Raw genomic sequence first — 15,837 nt, forward strand, 5'->3', positions numbered from 1 at the left:
TCCTCGACTCGGTGAACCCTGGCAATCGCCCCCACCGTAGCACCGGAAGTGATCTACGTCATGCGAATGTAAATTAACTTACCACCCTAATAATTGTCCTCTACCAGCTTGTTCTCTCTTCTAGGTTTCCAGATTCATCGCAACGGAGGTTCGCTAGCATCGTTTCTCATGGAAACCGGAGACGACTGCGGCACCGCCGAACGCACACGCAGACGCCCGGCCGACAGGCGGGAGGTGATCCTTGCTGCCGCCGCGCGCAGTTTCGCTTCGTCCGGATTCCACGCCACCCGCCTCGGGGCGATCGCCGACGAGGCCGGAATCTCAGCGCCCGCGCTGTACAAGCACTTCTCGGGCAAGTACGAACTCTTCGCTGCCTCGCTGATCCATCTGGCCGGACAACTGGCCGCCGCGGTCGCCGCGGTGCCCTCCGAGGACGACCCGCGCAGCGAACTGCTCGCCGTCGTCCGGTCGATTGCCGCCAACGCGCTCGACAACCGCGAATCCGGGAACGTCTACCGGCGCGAACCCCGGCTGTTGCGGGGAGACGATCGCCGACGCCTTGCGGAACTGTCGGCGACGACCCGGAACCGGCTCACCGCACTCCTGCGCGGAATGCGCCCCGAAGTCGACGACCGGACCGCGCGGATTCTGGTGACCGCCACCCTGTCCGTCGTCGCCAGCCCGGTGACGCACCGGATCGGTCTCGCCCGTCGTACCGTCCTCGACGTCCTGTGCGCGGCAGTGGAGACTCTCATCGATCTGGACCTGCCAGAGCCGCAGCCCGCGGCCGGCACTCGGGGCCTCGCCCCGGCCGGTCGGCGCGAGACGATCCTCACCGAATCGATCCGACTGTTCGCCGACCGCGGGTTCCATGACGTGACCCTCGAGCAGATCGGCGCCGCCGCCGGTCTTCCGCCGTCCGGCGTGTACCGCCATTTCCCGTCGAAGAACGCGATTCTCGCCGCGGCCCTGTGGCGCGGCTCGGAACGCACCACCGCCGCGATCGCCGAAGGTCTGGCACACGCGAACACTCCCCGCGAGGCACTCGTCGCGCTCGCCGCCGAGTACAGCGCACTGTGCGTCGGCGACCCCGGGATCATGACGGTCTACCTGCGCGACACGGGAGTGCTCGATCCCGCCGATCAGCGCGCGCTGCGGCGTCAGCAGCGCGTCAACGTCGACGAATGGGCGACGTGGCTGCAGCGCGCCCGGCCCGGGGTGGCCCCCGGCGTCGCCCGATTCCTGGTGCACGCGGCACTGAACGTCGCCACTGACCTGACGATCGCCGACCGCGACCTCGATGCACCGACCATCGCGGTCGTCGTCACGGCGGTGCTCACCGGCGAGACCGCTTCGGCACAGACCGTCGGGGCGCTCACACCACCGACAGATCCGACAGCTTCCACGAATCACCGTCGCGCGACATCATGATCTTGATGCGCGACTGGTAGTCGATGCCCTCCTTCGACGCATCGGGCGCCAGCGGCGTCTTGACGTTCTGGTCGATCGCGACCAGGACCACCGCCTCGTCGTCGGAGATCGACACGACTCCGGCTTCCCTGGCCACGGCCGTTCCGGTGGCCTGCGCGGCGTCGTTGCCCTCCCGCGCCTGCTGTGAGGATCGGATGTACCGGTCGGCGAAATCAGGCGTCGAGATCGATCGGATCCGCTTGTCGAGATCGGCGTAGTCGCCCGCCGAGTACGTCAGCACGGTGGTCGCGTACTGCTTCGCTGCGACGATCGCCCCCTGCTCGTCTGAGCGCCCCGAACCCGCCGAGTCCTCCGAGACGAGCAAGTAGGCGAGGATCCCGACGACCACCACCAGAAGCGCCGTCGTCGCGGCGAACGCGATGGCGAGCTTGCGCGGCGAATCGGCCGGTCCGCCGACACCGATCTCGATGAGATCCTGATCGCCGTCGGCCTTCTCGACGCGCTCTTCGTCACGGATCCGGGCCCGGCGTTCGCGGTTCTGCGCCAACAACTCCGCTCGGTCCGGGTCCGTTGCTTCCGGCTTCGTCGCTCGTTCGTCGTCGCTGCTGTCGGCCATGATCACCCACTGTAATGATGCGCGAAGGATGGTCGTATGTGACACATGCCACTTCACCGATCGCTAGATATATGTGATACGACTTGTAGGGATCTGTTTCATTCAGCCGATGTCAAGGAGTCACCCCGTGGTCGAATTCACCCCCGAACAGGCAGCTTTCGCGCAGGCGGTCGCCGACTTCTGTGAGCGCGAGGTCGGCACCCGGCAGCGGCGAGACGCACTCACCAACAACGGGACCGAGGCCCACTCCGACGAGCTGTATCGGAAGATGGCCGGCCTCGGCTGGGCCGGAATCAACGTGGCAGAGGAATTCGGCGGCGCCGGCGCGGGCAACGTCGAGATGTGCATCTTCCTGGAGGAGGCCGTCCGCGGCCAGGCTCCGATCGGCGCGGTGGGCCCGACCCTCATCACCGCTGCCGCGTACGCCAAGTTCGCGCACGACGACCTGCGGCGCGAGGTGCTCGCGGGCGTGGTCGCGGGCGACTCACTATCGATCTCGATGTCCGAACCCGAGGCGGGGTCGGACGTCGGCGCCCTGACCTGTCGCGCGGAGAAGGTCGAGGGCGGCTGGAAGATCAACGGGCAGAAGACCTGGTGCTCCAATGCACACTTCTCGAAGAGCATCCTTCTCATCGCCCGCACCGACCGCTCCGGCGGAAAGCACGAGGGTCTCACCCAGTTCCACGTCCCGGCCGACACTCCCGGGCTCAAGATCAGCGGTATCGACACGCTCGGCGGCCGCGAGGTGAACGACCTCTACTTCACCGACTGCTTCGTTCCCGATTCCGCAGTCGTCGGCGAGGTCGGCAACGGGTGGCGCCAATTGATGTCCGGGCTCAATTCCGAGCGCCTCATCCTGGCGGCGATGCAGTTGGGACTCGCGCGACGCTCATTCGACGACACTCTCGCCTTCATCACCGAACGCAAGCAGTTCGGTCGCCCGGTCGGCTCCTTCCAAGCGCTGCGCCATCGGATGGCCGACCACGCCACGGAGATCGCGTGCACCCGGGAGCTCGTCTACAGCGTCGCCCGGGCCGCGGATGCTCATCCGGACCGGCTGATGCCGCGGGAGGCGTCGATGGTGAAGCTGAAGGCAACCGAGACGAGCAAGAAGATGACCATCGACGGGATGCAGATGATGGGCGGGTACGGCTACGCCACCGAATTCGACGCCGAGCGTCTCATGCGGTCGGCGATCATCTCGACCGTGTTCGGCGGCACCAACGAGATCCAGCGCGACATCATCGGAAAGACCTATGGCCTCTGACGCCACCCCGGTCCGTCAGCGGCGACGCCCGCAACTGTCCGAAGAGGTCGCGTCGATCCTCCGGCACAAGATCATGACCGCCGAGGTGCTGCCGGGAGCGCGGATTCGCATCGACGAGACCGCCGTGGAACTGGGCGTGAGCGTCACCCCGGTCCGCGAGGCACTGCTGACCCTGCGGGGCGAGGGCATGGTCCTCCTCGCCCCGCATCGCGGCTACGAGGTCGCTCCGCTCACTCGGACCGACGTCGACGATCTGTTCTGGCTCCAGGGCGAGGCCGCGGCACGGATCGCCCGTCGCACGGCGCGGGTGGTGACCAGTGCGCAGATCGACGAGCTCGCCTGGGCCAACGCCCGGTTCCGCAGCGCCGTGAGGTCAGGCGATCACGAGGACCTCACCGATGCGGAATTCGAGTTCCACCGCACGCACAATCAGATCAGCGGCAATACGAAGCTGGCCTGGGTGCTGCTCAACACGACCCGCTACACACCCCACGCGCTGTACGCGTCGGACCCTGAGTGGGGAGAGCTGACCGCGAACCTGCACGACGAGCTGATCGCCGCCTACCGATCCGGTGACCCGGACGCTGCGGCCGAGTGCATCCGTCGGGAGTTCACCGACGGCGCCGCGCGGCTGATCGCCCATCTGTCGCAGACTCAGATTTGGCAGAACGCCCCCTGAACTGCTGTTTTGCACTCTCCCGGAGACATGGGATAGAGTCTGTTCTCGTTCGCAACGAGAGCAATCCCCCATAGCTCAACGGCAGAGCACTCGACTGTTAATCGAGCGGTTATTGGTTCGAATCCAATTGGGGGAGCGTAAGAGACCCCAGGTCAGAACTACTTTCTGGCCTGGGGTTTTCTCTGTCCGGGAGACAAATCCCAGGAATATCCCAGGAATTGCCAGCCATCTACCGCCAGTGAACGACGAACCGGTCCCGGTCCGACGACTCCCGCAACGGCAGGATGTCGACGTGATCGATCACCGAAGCGATCAGTGCACGCCGGTCCTCGAGCGGCGTCGATTCGTCCGCCCACCATTGAACGACGTCCTCGTCTGTCAGCGACGGAAACCGGTCCACGACGTCGATCAACGCCAGCGACGACTCCGCCTCCGCGCGCACTTCTCGCGCGGCCGCCACGCCGGCCTCAAACGCCGCGGACAGGACCTCCAACTCAACCGAAACCGGCTCATCCCAATCGGGGGTGTAGGAGTTGGGGTCTGAAGCCGCCGGTCTCGAGCAGGCTTCGGGCGATGTAGTTGGTCAGGTTGCGGAACCCGAGTGCGGAGCCGCGCAGGTGTTCGAGCCGTCCGTTGAGCGCCTCGGTCGGCCCGTTGCTGGTGCCGGGTCGTTCGAAGTAGGCGAGCACGTCAGCGGCTCGCTTCTTCAGGGTCCGGCCCAGGGGGGGGTGAGCTCGGTGAGCACCTTGGGGACGCCGGCGCTGAGGTCGGTGATCAGCTTCTCCATGAGCTCGCGGCCACGTTGCCGGTCCTCGTGGCGATAGGCGGCGATCATGCGCTGGTAGACACCCCAGGTCGCCTCGACCTCGACGTGAGCGTCATCAACGAACAGCGCGCGTAGCCTGTCGCTCTGCTTGTCGGTGAGCAGGTCCGCGCCGGTGTGCAGCGTGCGCCGCGACTTGTAGAGCGGGTCGTCCCTGAACCCACGGTGCCCGTGGGTCGCGAGTTGGACCCGGCGCCGGCACCTGTCGAGGGCGTCACCGGCCAGGCGCACGACGTGGAAGGGATCCATCACCGTGACCGCGTCCGGGATCTCCTCTGCAGCGGCGGTCTTGAACCCGGTGAAGCCGTCCATCGCGACCACCTCGACCGCGTCACGGAAGGCGTCGTCGCGGTCGGCGAGCCAGGTCTTGAACGCCGCCTTCGACCGGCCCTCGACCATGTCCAGCAGCCTTGCTGGGCCGGCGCCATCGCGGACCGGGGTGAGGTCGATGATCACGGTGACGTACTTGTCGCCACGCCTGGTGTGGCGCCAGACGTGCTCATCGACGCCAATGACCTTCACGCCCTCAAACCGCGTGGGGTCGTTGATCAGCAGCCGCTTGCCTTCAGCCAGGACCGCGTTGTTGGCGGTGTCCCACGCGACCCCGAGTCCCTCGGCGACACGGGCGACGGTGAGGTGTGCGACCACGATCCCTTCCAGCGCCCACCGCAGCCCGGTGCGCGAGAGCTTCGCGCGTGGCTCCGCCGCGGCGCTGGTGTCTTGGCGCCACACGTGTCCGCAGTCGGCACAGCGGTAGCGGCGCACTACAACTTCCAGCACGGTCGGTCGCCAGCCCAGCGGCTCGTGGGCCAACCGCCGGATCACGGTGTCACGAGCAGCGCCTTCGCTGCCGCACCGTCGGCACCACTGATCTGGTTCCACCACGCGGCACGCGAGGACCGCACGATCCGGTTCAAGTCGTTGTCCGGTCACGCTCAGACCGAGGCTGTCGAGTCGAGCGAAGGCGGTCAGGTCAGGGCGGCCGAAGCCGGCCGGCGGGGTAGCGTCGGACACGTCGAGGTCTTTCGGATGGATGGCGTAGGAACCTCCGTCGTCGGGAGACCTCGACGTCTATCTGCGGACCGACGCGCCCAGCCGACCTACACCGTCAGCTGAGAAGACCCCTGAAACGTCTTCGACGACGACAGGACCGGCGAGGAGGAGGGCGCGGTGAGCTAAAGGAATGGAGCTTGCTCGGCTTCGACGCCGCCGCAAGCTCCGGTGAAACGGTCGGTACTGGTCGGTACTGGTCGGTCGTCGTCGGTCACCACCGGATGGCGGCGTCCCCCACGCTCGGCGTTTGAGCAGGTCAGCGGCTCGTTCGCCCAGTGGGCGCATCAAGCGATAGACGCAAAGCCGACGTGATTAGGTCGTCGGTTCGATTCCGACAGGCGGCTCCGGCGAACAGCCCCTGACCTGCGCAAACGCAGGGCAGGGGCGGTTCGGTTCTGGTGGTCGCGCGATGCGCTGGCCTCACGGCTCTGCCCGACACCGACGTCGCTCTCCTCTGCGACGGACCCCTCGCCGGCTGAGCGCTCGCGGCCGGCATCCTGTCCGTGTGCCGATAGGCCTCGCACCGCTCGGCAACGCAGCGTGGCGTTGCGTCGCGACCTGGCGACGGCTCGGCGGGGCGCGATCGTCTCGTGCGTTGGCGGACTACGGGAGCTTGGACGCGAGGACGTCGGCCGCCAGGATCTCGGGTGCTGCGCCGAGGAGGTGCTGATTGTCCGTCAGGGCTGCGACGATGGCGCCGTTGGCGTGGGCGTCGCGAGCGGCCTCGTCGGGGAATGCATCGAAGATCCAGAAAGTGTCGGCGTGGGTCCTGACCGCGAACCAGACAATCGTTCCTACTTCTTCGTTGGCGAGCGCGACAGCGCCGGCGAGCAGATCGGCGAGCGCGTCGTGCTGTCCATCGGCCGCGACGATCTTGGCGACGAAGGCATACGGAAGTGATGCGGGTGTGGACATGAGGGGTTCTCCTAGGTGTCGAGGTTTCCCGGTGAAGCAAGTTCAGCGTAGGACGAGCAAGGGCATGTGAGAAGTGGCGTATACGGCAGTATTGCTATTGTTTGCGCCATGCGTATCGGACTGATCGCGATCGACGGCTGCTTCGGTTCGGCTGTCGCGTCGGTCATCGACATCGTGCGGGTGGCCGACGGAGCCCGCGGCGATGTCGACCCGCGGATCGACCCGATCGAACTCGCCATCCTCGGACCGAAACGGAGAGTGACCACGACGGCATCGATGACCCTGTCGGTGGACCACCCGCTGTCGGAGTCCGCAGAGTTCGACGTGGTCGTCGTCCCTGCGCTTGGAACCCTCACGGCCGCCGCTACCAACGACGCCCTCCAGAGCCGAGATGCTCGTTCGGTCATCGCCTCGCTCGGGCGCCTCGACGACGCGACCACCCGGATCGCCGCGGCGTGCACCGGCGTGTTCGCTGTCGCCGAGACCGGACGGATGCATCATCGGCGGGCGACGACCAGCTGGTTCCTGGGGCCGGAGTTCCTGAAGCGCTATCCGACCGTCGCCCTCGATCTCGACACCATGGTCGTGGTCGACGGAAACCTCGTCACCGCCGGCGCCGCGTTCGCCCACATCGACCTCGCGCTCTCACTCGTGCGATCGATCAGCCCCGACCTGGCCCAACATGTCGCCAAGCTCCTCATCATCGACGAGCGCCCGTCGCAGGCGGCCTTCGTCGCCTACGAACATCTCCGGCACGAAGACCCGATCGTCGTCGAGTTCGAACGCTTCGTGCGCGCCCGCCTGGACGAACCGTTCAACGTCGCCTTCGTCGCGCAGTCGCTCGGCACCAGCCGGCGCACCCTCGAACGACGAGTCCGTGCGGCGCTCAACCTCACTCCGCTCGGCTTCGTCCAACGGCTTCGCATCGAACGAGCTCGGCACCTCTCAGCAACCACGGACCTCACCTCCGCCGAGATCGCGCTACGGGTCGGCTACGCGAACGCCGAGACTCTGCGCTCCCTCCTGCGCAGGGAGCGACGCCGTTCCTGACCTATCGCCATGCCTGTAGCCGGTGTCCTAGCGCTCGACTGGAACCACCTCTCAGCACGTCGCGTCGACGCCCCGGCGTCGCCCCTGGACGACCCACTCGACACACCCGCAGCACAGGCCATGTGACGTGCCCCGGCCTCCCGGACGGTCGGGGTCGGGTGGCTGTGATGTCGCTGCGTTCTCGTCGAGGGGGTCAGCAGACTCGATCAGGGTCGATTGGGATGAGACGCGAAGGCGGTCAGGTCAGCGCGGCCGAAGCCGGCCGGCGGGGTAGCGTCGGTCACGTCGAGGTCTTTCGGATGGATGGCGTAGAAACCTCCATCGTCGGGAGACCTCGACGTCTATCTGCGGACCGACGCGCCCGGCCGACCTACACCCTCATCTGGGAAGAGCCCCGAAACCAGAGGCTCGCCGGAGGAAGGCGAAGGCTGAGCGGCTACGCGCAGATCAGCCAGAAGGCGACAGTCCCGATGCAGTTGATGCCCTACACCGAATGCGCCAAAGCCGGCCGAAGTAGAAGCGACGCTCAATACGATGCTGGACTCGATACGTAACGACGTCCCCACTTACGACGGCGCTGGAGAACCGCAAGTGTCCCGCACGAGAATCGTGAATGGGCACCACGTCCAGGCATTTATTTGCGCGCCGCGGCGCTCCGCGCCGAAGAGCCCGACTTGTATCTCGAGCCCGATGAACTCGAACTCGCCGGGATACCGCAGGCGCTCGGGCATGCGACGAATCAGCAGCTTCTCGACGAGATTCAGCAGCGCGTTGACCCGGAAGCAGCACGACTGTTCCGTGGAGAGGGCGACGCGGTCATCATCACGCCGAAGTTCGCGAGCGCCGACGATGCGATCGAGGAGGAATGCTGGGCGGCCCGTCGCATCGACGAGATGTCGCAGTCGGACTACATCAACCGGGCATCCGCTCGTCGCTGCGAAGAGCCCGATCCCGAAGGTCCCGAGAACGGGGCATAGCAGACCCAGTGTCAGATACGACCGATACGATCCACGCCACACGGTGCGCGACAGGACAGCGCGCCTCACACGAAGGGGATCAAGATGGGGCTCTATGTCGGAGGAGGGATCGGGCCAGTCGGCTGGTCGATGCCGCTGGTACCCCGCGGCCTCGGCAAGGACATGGTCAGCGCAACCGGCGGACTGCTCTACCTCTGCTGGCAGATGGTGCGCTGGTTCTTGCTGCTGACGTGGTGGATGCTCTACGGCGTCTGGCTGTTCTACAAGTACCTCGCGATCGGATGCTGGTGGCTCGGCCGGAAGGGCTGGGAATGGTGGCAGATCCGCCAGGGGAACCGAGCCGCCGTGGAAGCGGCGAACCGCGCGTACGCGAAAGCTCTCGCGGACCGTGCTGACGCCGAGAACGCCGCATGGAACTCCGGCCAGCCCGGCGCCGAGTACGGCCAGTACCAGCCTCACCTGCTGACGCGACATGACCTACCCGATCAGGACCGTCGCGCCAGCTAGCCCCGACTACGACCCCGGCACAGTCTCACCAGCCGTGCCGCGCGAAGGAGATCATCATGCGCTACCACCCGTGGCGGGAGGCATCCGGAATCAAGGACTCGAAATCGTGTTCGTCGACAACCTCCCGCCCGGGGTGCGCGGCCAGAGCTGCGCTGCGGGAACCGCATAGAGATCAGCGCCGGTGCGCTCAGCGACGAGCGACGCTCGACACTGTCCCACGAGATGGGCCACATCGAACGCGGCTGCTTCATCCCCGTTGACCCGGTTCTGCACGCTCGCGAGGAAGCCGCTGTCGAACGCATCGCCACGCGCCGTTTCGTCACCCTCGACCAACTCCTCGATGCCCTCTGCTGGTCGCAGCACGTCGGCGAGATCGCCGACGAGCTCTGGACCGATATCCCGATGCTCAAGGCCCGCGTCGCCGACCTCACACCAGCCGAACGGCGGTGGATCGAGGACGAACTCGAACGTCGGGTAGCCTGATGGGGCGCCGGCGCCTCGAGGTCGGCGAGCACGGACAAATCGCGGTCACGCCGCTCGCCTCGAATAAGTACCGTGCGCGCTGAGAAGTCCGATGCCGCGACGGGAAGATCCGATCCGTTCAGGCAGACGGGCCCTCCGAAGGCGCGGCCACCGACGCGGTCACGAAACGCGCAGCGGAGCGTGCAGCATCCGCCGGCCGTCCCGTCTCTGATGCCGCAGTCGCAGAACTGACTCCGAACCCTGGTGACCGTACTGGCAGATAAGTGGCGGGAGCAGAAGGAGTCCGCGGTCTCGGAACAATCTGTCCAGACCTCGAGCCTTACCATCTCGCGATCACGCGATCGGCGAACTCCGGATCAATAAGGTCACCACGTAGACGATCGAGTGGCTGATCGATCGAGAAGCGTCTGGGCGCCCAGCTAAAGCGAAGGGCTTACGTCGTCAGGTATCGGAGATGTTCGCAATCGCGATCCGGCACGACGCTTACGACGGCGCGAACCCTCTCTTCGCGTTTTCCCACCGGTCTGGCGACACGGCGAAGCCGGTCAACACCGCATCAGCGAACGCCCGGCGTTCCATGCATCGACGAAGGCATCGTCCAGCCTGCTCTCCACTGCCTGGAGGGCCCGGATCCCGAACACGACGTCGTCGGCGAGATCCGGCTCGTCGGCGATGAGCGGCGCGACGACTTGATCACGCATCACGAGCTCGTGCACGGCGTCGGCCTCGACGTGTTCACGGTAGAAATGCCGGGCCGCCTCCGGAGCGTCGATCCGCTCGAGTCCTTTGAGAAGCCACGCCGAGCCCACCGGCGAGGTCATCTCCGTGGCGGCGAAGTGCCCGACCGTCGCTCCGCGGCGTGAGCCTCGCAGCGCGAGACACGACATGAGGTTCACGGTCGCCAGCACCACGGCGGGAGCGTCGTTGAGATAGCCGAGATAACTGTGGTCGAGCCCTGTGGCCGACAGCAGATCGGCGTACAGCTCCTGGTGAACACGCTCACCGCGTCCGCCGCCGTACTCGTCGAACTCCACCGCCACGAAGGCCGCCTTGGCATCTCGACGCAGCCGGGGAATCGCCCACGCGTGGGGATCGGCCTCCTTCAAGTGGTAGATGGAGCGCGCCTTGAAATAGTCGGCGAACTCGTCTTCGGTGCCGTGACGGCGCAGATGCGCCGTCGCTCCCTCGGGAACGGCCCGTGCAAGCGCGCCGAGTTCGGCATCGGCGGTGCCTTCGTCGCTCAGTGGCGACAGCCGATCCGCCACGGCGTCGAGGAACCGGTCCTCGAGACGGACGCGTGCGTCGATGACTGCCGGGTCCCACTCGCAATCCCTCCCGGCGTCGGCCCAACCGCGATAGTGCAATTCGTGGCACACGGTCAACGACAGCTGCAGATCGTCGCCCCACGGATCGAGCCCGTCCGGCACGTCGATCCGGGACGGACGACTGTCGGCCTTCGCGCGTATCGCTTCGATGAGGACTTCGGACATCGGTCCGCGCGGTTCCGGCATTCGCGGAATCACGCGTTCCCGAATCGATCCCGGTCGGGACATCGGGCATCACCTGCCTTTCATCGCCACGGCAGAAGTACCCTCCCTGAACGAAAGCAAACCATCGCAGGACGTGACTGACGCCCGGTCGGGTACCCGATGCTTCATCAGGCACTGAACGAAACACGCGAGACGGAGCGAGATCGATGGCCGACGAGAACACCCCGCAACGGAGCACCGCTCCCCTTTTCACCCGTCAACCGCCGCCGACACCCCGGCTGCGCACGCTCGAGACATTGGACGACGTCGTCGACGAGATCGCCGACCGCGAGCCGGTGTACATCAGATACTCACACGGTCCGGCGACGGACGCGGAGGCCGGACCGAGCCTCGACTACGAGGCGGCATTCACGTTGCCCGGGTTGTCGGTCGCATCGCTGACTCCCGAACCGTGGTGGACACGGAGCCCGAAGCCGTGGATCGCGCGACGCATTCGCAAGTATGCCGAACTCGACGCCCCCGACCGCTACGCCTGGCTTCTGGCCGGCGAGGTGGTGGGCCGCGGGCCCGACCACGAGCCGCTGGTCCGCCGGGTCGACGTCATCGCCCGCCTCGCTCCGCAGGTGCTGTCGGAGGCGGCTGAGGTCTACGAGGAGATGTTCGAGGCGGGCCGCGATTCCCGGGCCGACGCATCCGACGGTTGATCGGCCGCACGGCGGGGTACTCCTCACTCGACCGACGAGCCCGTGTGCTCGTACCCAGATGGCCGGAGGTTTGTCCATGAGCACGACCGCGTCGAGAGCTGAGTCCGTATCGAGGCAGCGACCCCTCGGAGTGCGAAGCGCCGTCACCGACTCGCTCCTGATCACGTCGGACGTGTCCGCGCTGCACCGTGTGCAGGACGTCTATCGACCTCAGGAGGACACCGCTCTGCTGGTCGACGAACTGACCTCGGCAGACCTCACCGGACTCCGCGTGTTGGATCTGTGCACGGGTTCAGGCGCGGTCGCCGTTGCCGCCGCTCTGGCCGGCGCCCAGGTCACCGCCGTCGATTCCTGCCGCCATGCGGTGGCCCGAACGCGCCGGTCAGCCGCGGACGCCGGGGTCGAGGTACGGACTGTCTGTGCCGATCTCGCGGACGTGAGCGAGACCGGCTTCGACGTCATCACTTGCAACCCGCCGTATGTGCCGACACCGCCCGGCACGGAGATGTCGGCGGTCGGGCCCCGGCACGCGTGGAACGGTGGCCCTGATGGCCGCGCCGTGCTCGACGTGGTGTGTGCCGTCGTGCCCGGGCTGCTCGCCGACGGTGGAACGGCGCTGATCGTGCAATCCGAACTGTCCGGCGTCGACGCCACGGTGGCCGCACTGCGCGCCGCGGGTCTGCGGACCGAAGTCACGTCCGAACGACGGATTCCGTTCGGGCCCGTCGTCAGGTCGCGTCACGACGCCCTCGTGGAGTCGGGATTCCTCGACCCTGAGTCGGACGACGAAGCGATCGTCGTCATCCGGGCGCAGCGGGCCGGGGACCGCCCGGGACGAGCGGAGCCGGCATGACCGACGGACGCCGCCGAGTACGAGTGGTGCCGAAAGGCCCGATTCTGGTGGAGGGGCCGGTCGACGTGCAGCGGCCGGACGGATCGGTGCTCCACTGCGACCGTTTCCAGGTGGCCGTCTGCGCGTGCGGCTTCAGCGCGACGCCGCCGCTGTGCGACGCCTCCCACCGTCGGCGGCGACCGCGGAAGGCGACCGGCACCGCCGAGGCCGCGGACGGAGACTAAGCACCCTGACCGCGGCGCGGCCGGTCGGGCACGAAACCGTGGTGCACACCCCAGAGAACGGCCTGCGCACGCGTGGTGACACCGATGCGGCGATAGCACGTGCGGATATAGGTCTTCACCGAATTGATCGACAACCCGGTGCTGTCGGCGATGTCGGCGTTGCTCAGCCCCTGCGTGATGAGGGCCAGTACCTCGGCCTCCCGCTGGGTGAGACCCTCCTCCCGGCCAGGCCAGTCGCCCGCACTGCTCACCGCGGTCTCCTGCCGACTCGCGAAGACGGTCGAGGACGGTTTCGCCGCGTGGATCTGCTCCAAGGCGTCCACGAGTTCCCCGGCGGGGAGTTTCTTGGATACGAGCGCGGCCGCACCGTTGTCGAGGGCCACAGTGACAGCCGGCTCCGAGACCTCCCATGCATACACGACCACCTTGCGCACCCGATGGTTCGCGACCAGGTCGGAGATCATCGAACGGTCGGCCGGCGGATTGGCGAAGGAGTCGTACAGCGCGATGTCGACGTCCTCGGCGACCTCGCCCGAGGTCGAGAGCGCCTGTACGCGCACGCGGTCGGAGTACCGCCGGAGCATCGTCGCCAGCCCCCGCACCACCACGTCGTAGTCGTCGATGAGGGCTACTCGAATCGGATCCATACCCAACCGTACCCATTTCCGGTACACCCCTAGGGGTGAGCCTTTTAACCCCTCGAGTCGCTTACGGTCGACGCGACGGCGGATCGAATCCCTCCGCCCGACGACAGGTGCAGGCCCGGCCCGCACCGACTCCGAAGAGGACACTCCTGTGCAAGGACACGACGGCGTCGCCGATCCCGTCGACCCCACGCTCGCGGTCGACCAAACCTTCCAGTTCGGACGGTTCTGGTATTACCGCGATGACGACCGCTGGGAGTGGTCGGATCAGTTGGCCCGCCTGCACGGCTACGAGTCGGCCGAGTCGGTGGTCCCGACCAGCGACCTGCTGCTCCGGCACAAGCACCCGGACGACAAGGATCGAGTGGCCGACCTCATCGATCGTGTCCGGCGGGCCGGCGAGCCGTTCAGCAGTCAACATCGCATCATCGACACCCGCGGCGCGGTGATTCCGGTGATCGTCATCGCCGACGTACTGCAACATCCGGACGGTCGGCGACAAGGCACGTTCGGCTTCTACGTCGCGGCATCGCCCAGCGGGACTGCGGCAGGCGGCAGCGCGGTGGTGCCGTCCGGGCGGGCCCACATGGACATCGACGAAATGGTCCGCCGGCGGTCGACGATCGAACGGGTCAAGGGCGCACTGATGCTGGTCTACCGGCTCGACGCCCAGCAGGCCTTCGACTTGCTCGTCTGGCGCTCGCAGGAGTCGAACACGAAGCTGTACTCCCTCGCAGCCGCCATCGAGTCGAGATTCGTCGACGTCGACATGCCCTCACGCGCCAGAACCAGCTTGGATCGAGTCGTGCTCAGCGCGCACGAGCACGTCCGTCGCGACCGGTCGGAGCACGCCTGAACCGCCGCGAGCACGTTTAGATCCGGGCGCACCCGGGCAACCACACCGTGGACACCATGTCTATCGAGTGAGGAGTCCCGATGCGTGCCGTCACATGGCAGGGCCGACGCGACGTACGGGTGGAGACCATCCCCGACCCGCGGATCGAAGAACCGACCGACGCCGTGATCAGCGTCAGTTCGACCAACATCTGCGGATCGGACCTACACCTGTACGAGGTCCTCGCGCCGTTCATGAAGGCCGGGGACGTCCTCGGCCACGAGGCGATGGGAACCGTGGAAGAGGTGGGGGCCGACACCGGCGACCTCCGAGTCGGTGACCGCGTCGTCATCCCGTTCCAGATCTCCTGCGGTCGTTGCTACATGTGCGACAGATCGCTCTACACCCAATGCGAGACCACCCAGGTCCGCGAAAAGGGAACGGGCGCGGCGTTGTTCGGCTATTCGGAGCTGTACGGCTCGGTCGCCGGCGGTCAAGCGGAGTATCTCCGCGTGCCCCAAGCCCACTTCACCCATATCAAGGTGCCGGACGGACCTCCCGACAGCCGGTTCGGCTACCTCTCCGACGTGCTGCCGACAGCGTGGCAGGCGGTGGAGTACGCGGACGTTCCCGACGGCGGGTCGCTGACCGTGATCGGCCTGGGGCCGATCGGCGATATGGCCGCACGCATCGCCGCGCACCGCGGGATCCGCGTGATCGGCGTCGACAGAGTGCCTGAGCGGCTCGCCCGAGCCGACGCGAACGGAGTCGAGACGGTCTCCGCCCACGAAGACGTCGCTACCGCGGTGCGCGACCTGACGTCGGGCCGGGGCACCGACTCCGTGATCGACGCGGTGGGCATGGAAGCGCACGGATCACCCGTCGCGAAGGCTCTGCAGCACGCCGTGGGCCTGCTCCCCGACGCGGTCGGTCGGCGGATCGACACCGCCTTCGGCGTCGACCGGATGTCGGCGCTGCACACCGCGTGCGACGTGGTCCGGCGAGGTGGAACGGTCTCCGTCTCCGGTGTGTACGGCGGTGCGATCGACCCGATGCCGATGTTCAAGCTCTTCGACAAACAGGTGCAACTCCGGATGGGACAGGCCAATGTGAAGCGCTGGACCGACGCGATCATGCCGCTGCTGACCGACGACGATCCCCTCGGGGTGGACCGCTTCGCCTCGCATCGACTGCCACTCGACGACGCCGCAGACGCGTACCGGAAGTTCCAGGAGAAGTCGGACGGATACGTCAAGGTCGTCCTCGAACCCTGACGCCGCGCCGCC

17 protein-coding genes, 1 tRNA gene and 1 pseudogene are annotated in these 15,837 nt (G+C 66.9%); 13 read left to right on the forward strand and 6 right to left on the reverse strand.

Annotated elements, in window-relative coordinates:
- The first annotated feature begins 168 nt into the window (after positions 1 to 168).
- Positions 169 to 1,431 carry a TetR/AcrR family transcriptional regulator gene (locus P5P27_RS12460; protein WP_278124198.1) on the forward strand — a complete coding sequence of 421 codons (1,263 nt, stop codon included), beginning with the start codon at positions 169 to 171 and terminating at the stop codon, positions 1,429 to 1,431.
- Here the strand turns inward: P5P27_RS12460 and P5P27_RS12465 are convergent.
- On the reverse strand, positions 1,376 to 2,047 hold the full coding sequence (locus tag P5P27_RS12465; protein WP_278124201.1) for a hypothetical protein: 672 nt from the start codon (positions 2,045 to 2,047) through the stop codon (positions 1,376 to 1,378). The two genes, P5P27_RS12460 and P5P27_RS12465, sit on opposite strands and share 56 nt — an antisense overlap.
- Positions 2,048 to 2,174: 127 nt before the next feature.
- Here P5P27_RS12465 and P5P27_RS12470 point away from each other — a divergent pair, with 127 nt between their 5' ends.
- From P5P27_RS12470 to P5P27_RS12480, 3 genes are all read left to right on the forward strand, one after another.
- Positions 2,175 to 3,314, forward strand: a complete 1,140-nt coding sequence (locus P5P27_RS12470; protein ID WP_006895186.1) for an acyl-CoA dehydrogenase family protein — start codon at positions 2,175 to 2,177, stop codon at positions 3,312 to 3,314.
- Positions 3,304 to 3,993, forward strand: a complete 690-nt coding sequence (locus P5P27_RS12475; RefSeq protein WP_006895185.1) for a GntR family transcriptional regulator — start codon at positions 3,304 to 3,306, stop codon at positions 3,991 to 3,993. The genes P5P27_RS12470 and P5P27_RS12475 overlap by 11 nt, the downstream gene beginning before the upstream one ends.
- Positions 3,994 to 4,057: 64 nt before the next feature.
- Positions 4,058 to 4,129: transfer RNA gene (locus P5P27_RS12480), tRNA-Asn, on the forward strand.
- A gap of 93 nt (positions 4,130 to 4,222) precedes the next feature.
- On the opposite strand, the gene P5P27_RS12485 is transcribed toward P5P27_RS12480, so the two are convergent.
- The 3 genes and pseudogenes from P5P27_RS12485 to P5P27_RS12495 form a co-directional block, all read right to left on the reverse strand.
- Complete coding sequence (locus tag P5P27_RS12485; RefSeq protein WP_157225309.1) at positions 4,223 to 4,453, reverse strand: hypothetical protein; 231 nt, start codon at positions 4,451 to 4,453, stop codon at positions 4,223 to 4,225.
- A 49-nt stretch (positions 4,454 to 4,502) separates the two neighbouring features.
- Positions 4,503 to 5,830, reverse strand: a pseudogene (locus P5P27_RS12490) (ISL3-like element ISPfr2 family transposase).
- Between the two features lie 642 nt (positions 5,831 to 6,472).
- Positions 6,473 to 6,784, reverse strand: a complete 312-nt coding sequence (locus tag P5P27_RS12495) for a putative quinol monooxygenase (RefSeq protein WP_006895180.1) — start codon at positions 6,782 to 6,784, stop codon at positions 6,473 to 6,475.
- A gap of 108 nt (positions 6,785 to 6,892) precedes the next feature.
- Here P5P27_RS12495 and P5P27_RS12500 point away from each other — a divergent pair, with 108 nt between their 5' ends.
- From P5P27_RS12500 to P5P27_RS12515, 4 genes are all read left to right on the forward strand, one after another.
- Positions 6,893 to 7,834 (forward strand): GlxA family transcriptional regulator, encoded by a 942-nt coding sequence (locus P5P27_RS12500; RefSeq protein WP_003941078.1) that lies wholly within the window; start codon positions 6,893 to 6,895, stop codon positions 7,832 to 7,834.
- A 638-nt stretch (positions 7,835 to 8,472) separates the two neighbouring features.
- Complete coding sequence (locus P5P27_RS12505; protein ID WP_006895179.1) at positions 8,473 to 8,811, forward strand: hypothetical protein; 339 nt, start codon at positions 8,473 to 8,475, stop codon at positions 8,809 to 8,811.
- Between the two features lie 84 nt (positions 8,812 to 8,895).
- On the forward strand, positions 8,896 to 9,318 hold the full coding sequence (locus P5P27_RS12510; RefSeq protein WP_006895178.1) for a hypothetical protein: 423 nt from the start codon (positions 8,896 to 8,898) through the stop codon (positions 9,316 to 9,318).
- Positions 9,319 to 9,540: 222 nt separating this feature from the next.
- On the forward strand, positions 9,541 to 9,801 hold the full coding sequence (locus P5P27_RS12515) for a hypothetical protein (RefSeq protein WP_278124204.1): 261 nt from the start codon (positions 9,541 to 9,543) through the stop codon (positions 9,799 to 9,801).
- A 545-nt stretch (positions 9,802 to 10,346) separates the two neighbouring features.
- Here P5P27_RS12515 and P5P27_RS12520 read toward each other — a convergent pair.
- Positions 10,347 to 11,354 (reverse strand): iron-containing redox enzyme family protein, encoded by a 1,008-nt coding sequence (locus P5P27_RS12520; RefSeq protein ID WP_411815549.1) that lies wholly within the window; start codon positions 11,352 to 11,354, stop codon positions 10,347 to 10,349.
- A gap of 143 nt (positions 11,355 to 11,497) precedes the next feature.
- Here P5P27_RS12520 and P5P27_RS12525 point away from each other — a divergent pair, with 143 nt between their 5' ends.
- The 3 genes from P5P27_RS12525 to P5P27_RS12535 all read left to right on the forward strand — a co-directional run bounded on the left by P5P27_RS12525 (position 11,498) and on the right by P5P27_RS12535 (position 13,072).
- Positions 11,498 to 11,995, forward strand: a complete 498-nt coding sequence (locus P5P27_RS12525; protein WP_006895175.1) for a DUF6098 family protein — start codon at positions 11,498 to 11,500, stop codon at positions 11,993 to 11,995.
- A 76-nt stretch (positions 11,996 to 12,071) separates the two neighbouring features.
- Entirely contained in the window at positions 12,072 to 12,848 is a 777-nt protein-coding gene (locus P5P27_RS12530) for a HemK2/MTQ2 family protein methyltransferase (protein WP_278124208.1), read from the forward strand.
- Positions 12,845 to 13,072 carry a CDGSH iron-sulfur domain-containing protein gene (locus P5P27_RS12535; protein ID WP_278124210.1) on the forward strand — a complete coding sequence of 76 codons (228 nt, stop codon included), beginning with the start codon at positions 12,845 to 12,847 and terminating at the stop codon, positions 13,070 to 13,072. Before P5P27_RS12530 ends, P5P27_RS12535 begins: the two co-directional genes overlap by 4 nt.
- Here P5P27_RS12535 and P5P27_RS12540 read toward each other — a convergent pair.
- Positions 13,069 to 13,719 carry a response regulator transcription factor gene (locus P5P27_RS12540; protein ID WP_278124211.1) on the reverse strand — a complete coding sequence of 217 codons (651 nt, stop codon included), beginning with the start codon at positions 13,717 to 13,719 and terminating at the stop codon, positions 13,069 to 13,071. The two genes, P5P27_RS12535 and P5P27_RS12540, sit on opposite strands and share 4 nt — an antisense overlap.
- Before the next feature lie 148 nt (positions 13,720 to 13,867).
- Here P5P27_RS12540 and P5P27_RS12545 point away from each other — a divergent pair, with 148 nt between their 5' ends.
- Together P5P27_RS12545 and P5P27_RS12550 are read left to right on the forward strand one after the other, a co-directional pair.
- Positions 13,868 to 14,572, forward strand: coding sequence for a PAS and ANTAR domain-containing protein (locus tag P5P27_RS12545; protein ID WP_222111594.1), 705 nt, complete (start codon positions 13,868 to 13,870; stop codon positions 14,570 to 14,572).
- An 80-nt stretch (positions 14,573 to 14,652) separates the two neighbouring features.
- Entirely contained in the window at positions 14,653 to 15,825 is a 1,173-nt protein-coding gene (locus P5P27_RS12550; RefSeq protein WP_278124214.1) for a zinc-dependent alcohol dehydrogenase, read from the forward strand.
- Positions 15,826 to 15,837: the final 12 nt, after the last annotated feature.

Origin of the sequence: Gordonia sihwensis, from assembly GCF_029632925.1 — a bacterium.
Lineage (GTDB): Bacteria > Actinomycetota > Actinomycetes > Mycobacteriales > Mycobacteriaceae > Gordonia > Gordonia sihwensis.

What these genes read in the sequence shown, in the direction of transcription:
- P5P27_RS12530 (WP_278124208.1), top strand. Translation starts at nt 12,072, where the DNA reads ATGAGCACGACCGCGTCGAGAGCTGAGTCCGTATCGAGGCAGCGACCC.
- P5P27_RS12520 (WP_411815549.1), bottom strand. Translation starts at nt 11,354, where the DNA reads ATGTCCCGACCGGGATCGATTCGGGAACGCGTGATTCCGCGAATGCCG.
- P5P27_RS12525 (WP_006895175.1), top strand. Translation starts at nt 11,498, where the DNA reads ATGGCCGACGAGAACACCCCGCAACGGAGCACCGCTCCCCTTTTCACC.
- P5P27_RS12550 (WP_278124214.1), top strand. Translation starts at nt 14,653, where the DNA reads ATGCGTGCCGTCACATGGCAGGGCCGACGCGACGTACGGGTGGAGACC.
- P5P27_RS12540 (WP_278124211.1), bottom strand. Translation starts at nt 13,719, where the DNA reads ATGGATCCGATTCGAGTAGCCCTCATCGACGACTACGACGTGGTGGTG.
- P5P27_RS12500 (WP_003941078.1), top strand. Translation starts at nt 6,893, where the DNA reads ATGCGTATCGGACTGATCGCGATCGACGGCTGCTTCGGTTCGGCTGTC.
- P5P27_RS12515 (WP_278124204.1), top strand. Translation starts at nt 9,541, where the DNA reads ATGGGCCACATCGAACGCGGCTGCTTCATCCCCGTTGACCCGGTTCTG.
- P5P27_RS12495 (WP_006895180.1), bottom strand. Translation starts at nt 6,784, where the DNA reads ATGTCCACACCCGCATCACTTCCGTATGCCTTCGTCGCCAAGATCGTC.
- P5P27_RS12510 (WP_006895178.1), top strand. Translation starts at nt 8,896, where the DNA reads ATGGGGCTCTATGTCGGAGGAGGGATCGGGCCAGTCGGCTGGTCGATG.
- P5P27_RS12535 (WP_278124210.1), top strand. Translation starts at nt 12,845, where the DNA reads ATGACCGACGGACGCCGCCGAGTACGAGTGGTGCCGAAAGGCCCGATT.
- P5P27_RS12465 (WP_278124201.1), bottom strand. Translation starts at nt 2,047, where the DNA reads ATGGCCGACAGCAGCGACGACGAACGAGCGACGAAGCCGGAAGCAACG.
- P5P27_RS12475 (WP_006895185.1), top strand. Translation starts at nt 3,304, where the DNA reads ATGGCCTCTGACGCCACCCCGGTCCGTCAGCGGCGACGCCCGCAACTG.
- P5P27_RS12460 (WP_278124198.1), top strand. Translation starts at nt 169, where the DNA reads ATGGAAACCGGAGACGACTGCGGCACCGCCGAACGCACACGCAGACGC.